The organism is Anaerovibrio sp. (assembly GCF_024697385.1).
GTDB lineage: Bacteria > Bacillota > Negativicutes > Selenomonadales > Selenomonadaceae > Anaerovibrio.
Genome location: NZ_JAILFV010000098.1, coordinates 1 through 3,151 on the forward strand (window position 1 = coordinate 1; position 3,151 = coordinate 3,151).

The 3,151-nt window shown below is 38.7% G+C and carries 3 protein-coding genes; all 3 read right to left on the reverse strand.

The genetic code is table 11. The features are described 5' to 3' along the window. Positions 1-224 precede the first annotated feature (224 nt). Positions 225-1,610 carry an amino acid permease gene (locus tag K6C05_RS05230; RefSeq protein ID WP_296732108.1) on the reverse strand — a complete coding sequence of 462 codons (1,386 nt, stop codon included), beginning with the start codon at positions 1,608-1,610 and terminating at the stop codon, positions 225-227. A 287-nt stretch (positions 1,611-1,897) separates the two neighbouring features. Next, complete coding sequence (locus K6C05_RS05235) at positions 1,898-2,113, reverse strand: hypothetical protein (RefSeq protein ID WP_296732110.1); 216 nt, start codon at positions 2,111-2,113, stop codon at positions 1,898-1,900. Positions 2,114-2,616: 503 nt separating this feature from the next. Next, positions 2,617-2,904, reverse strand: coding sequence for a hypothetical protein (locus K6C05_RS05240; protein WP_296732112.1), 288 nt, complete (start codon positions 2,902-2,904; stop codon positions 2,617-2,619). Positions 2,905-3,151: the final 247 nt, after the last annotated feature.

The following is a 3,151-nucleotide window of genomic DNA, read 5'->3' on the forward strand; positions in this document are numbered from 1 at the left end:
GCCAAGGCTATAACGCCAACTAATTTTTTAATCCCCATCATAACTCCTCCTAATTAAATGGCAATCAAAAACTCTAAAAATAAGTTTATCATGTTGACATTTATTTTTCAATTAAAGCCCGATACAACTAAACCCCCATGAATCAATGGCTCACAGGGGTGAATAGAAACAACATGAAAAATATTTGCGAAACCAGAAAAATAATCAGTAACATCATAAAACAGTCATATTCTGGCCAGCCGCTTTCTCTTTTTTCTCTTTCTGTTCTGCATACCAATACGATAAAAAATCATAGGTATAATCAAGCTTATTGCTCCCAGATAAATTGTCTCCTGCAAATCAGGGGTTGAGGCAATAACTACTATACAAAAAACCTGTGCCCAAATGCCAAACAGGGTAACAAATGGGAAAAACGGGGTTTTATATCTCAGCTTATCAACGGTATTATTGACCATCCGTCTCTTCCTGAAATTATATTGACTCCAGCAAATGGAAATCCAGGCAATAGCGCCTGTAAAGCCGGACAGGGAAAGAAGATAAGTATACGCCGTCTCACTGGCATCAAAGCTATATAAAATAATAATGAGCCAGCAGGTAGCAATAGTAACAAACACCGAATTCTGCGGCATACCATTTTTATTCAGCTTGGCCAATGACTTCGGTGCCATACCGATGGAAGCCAAGGAATATAAGGCACGGCTTGTACCATAAATTCCTGAATTAGTACAGGAAAGGGCTGCTGTCAAAACAACAAAGCTGAAAAAGGCTGCAAATGTATCCAAACCATAGTTGGACAGGGCAACAGCGAAGACACTTTCATCCAGGCCGGCCTGATCCCAGGGCAGGATTGATATCAGCACAGAAATAGGAATAATATACAGTGCAATAATTCGCCAGGTCACATTACGAACGGCCAAGGGAATACTCTTTTCCGGATCCTCACACTCACCAGCTGCCAGGCCGATGATTTCAGTTCCCTGAAAATTCACCAGAATAATGGTCATTGTAAGGATTATGGCCCAATATCCATTAGGTGTGAAACCACCGCTTCCCATCAGGAGAGTGGTTCCCAGATATCCCTGATCACCAATGAGGCCAAGAGCTATCATACCGCCAACAACACTGAAGGCAATAAGGGCAATTATCTTGATGATGGCCAGCCAAAATTCACTCTCGCCAAATTTATTAACCTGAAAAAGATTTACCACTGTAACCAAAAGACAAAAAAGAATTGCCCACCATAGCTGACTTACCTGGGGCAAAAAGTTATTCATTATAATTCCCGCCGCTATCATCTCAGAAGGAACATATGAAACCCATGTTACCCAGTATGTCCAGCCGACTCCACAAGCCCAGGTAGGATTTATATACTTACGGGCATAAGTAACAAATGAACCTGCTATAGGCTCCGCTACTGCCAGTTCTGCCAAGCAAAGCATGACACATAATACAATTGCACCACCCAATAAATATGATACTAATGCTGCCGGTCCTGCTTTTTCCAGAACATAACCCGTCCCAAGGAAATATCCACTGCCAATTACACCGCCCAAGGATATGAGCTGCAAATGACGGTTTTTTAATCCCCTTTTCATTCCTTTTTCTGCCATTGTCTCACTAACACAACCTTTCTGTGAACAAAATTTAACATTTGCTTATAACGCCATTGTTCAAATTTTTCTTTTAAAAAGAAAAATCTTCCAATTAGCGTTTCAACGAGGTGGGAGATATGCTCACCAACTGTTAAAGCTTGTCCCCCCACCTATAGAGGAAGGGGACATCTTACACCGAGTTATAAAAAAATACTGGATTAAATATAGCATTTTTTTTTGCGGATTACTATATTTTTTTTAAAGTTACTGCCCTCCTATAGAAGAGATGGACATCCTTAACATCGCTATTTTTTATTCTCCATATCATAGCTATCATCTTCACCGCAGTATTCCTCATCATTCTGGTGCTGCTCATGATGTTTTTTGTTGTAGAGAATCAAAACCATAATTGCGAAGCATATGCCTATTCCCCCGGTAATCGAGGATATTTCCTCAGGACCGAATTCAGTAAGAAGCCAAAAAATCAACAATATCACCAAACAAATTCTTAAAATATACATGTTTTTTCTCCTTTTGGTTTTACATATATTTTATATAATGCACAAAAAAATGAAAAGTTAATCTTTTTTTAATTATAATTTAATAATTGGCTGATATCATATAATCATGATGATAGAGGAATTTCCTCTAAAATGGGTCAGGGTATTGGTAGTCAAACCTCTCCATTTGATTATCAGCAAAATACTCTGATTATTATCCCATTATCATTCCTTCTCCTGGAAGCCCCTAATCTCCAAGGGGCTTCTTTTTCTTGCAAAAAAATATGGACAAGATATAAATATACTAATTATGTCTATCAGCTAACTCTACCAAAAGCCGGTGTCCTTTGGATAAAACACTGACAGAAGATAAGCCTCTTTCAAACTCTTATTTAAAGCGTTATAATAATTTGTATAACAAAATTTATCAAAATAACCTCTATCCCTTGTAGCATAAGGGATAGAGGTTTTTGATTTATCCAAATCGTAATAGAATCGTAATAATATATTGTATTTTTATTTTTTTATGGGTAATCCGCCGGATCTAATGAGCCGTGCAAATATGCCATATATGCCCAATGAGCGCGGTTAATTTTTGCGCTGTGTCTGAACCTATAGGCCCGTTGTTTACAGTCCTTGAGAGCATACCCGGCGCGCTTACAGGCCTCTGTAGGTTTACCGGTAAGCACTAGATAATATAAATAATTCTGCTGCTTCATGGTAAGTTGTCCGTATGTGGAATTTTTAAGCAGCTTATCCAGCTGTATCTGGTACCATGTTTCTATTTTAGGGTGTATTTTGATATCTGCCATTGTCAGCACCTATTTAGAGCGTTTTTATTTTCGTACTTGATAGTTTATATATATATGATATCCACATAAAAGCGCGGATGGGGCAAATCTCGCGGTCGTAGCTGTCAAATCAGGGTTAGGCCTTCTTGTATACGTTTCTTTTGGGATGGCGTAAAGTCTATATACATCCCTTTTTCATCGTAGTATTCCCCGTCAGCTTTTAAACCCAGTATTGCGGATCCGATGGAAAGCAGGGCCTTATTTTTGG

Coding starts and splice junctions, on each gene's coding strand:
- K6C05_RS05235 (WP_296732110.1), bottom strand. CDS start 2,113: ATGTATATTTTAAGAATTTGTTTGGTGATATTGTTGATTTTTTGGCTT.
- K6C05_RS05240 (WP_296732112.1), bottom strand. CDS start 2,904: ATGGCAGATATCAAAATACACCCTAAAATAGAAACATGGTACCAGATA.
- K6C05_RS05230 (WP_296732108.1), bottom strand. CDS start 1,610: ATGGCAGAAAAAGGAATGAAAAGGGGATTAAAAAACCGTCATTTGCAG.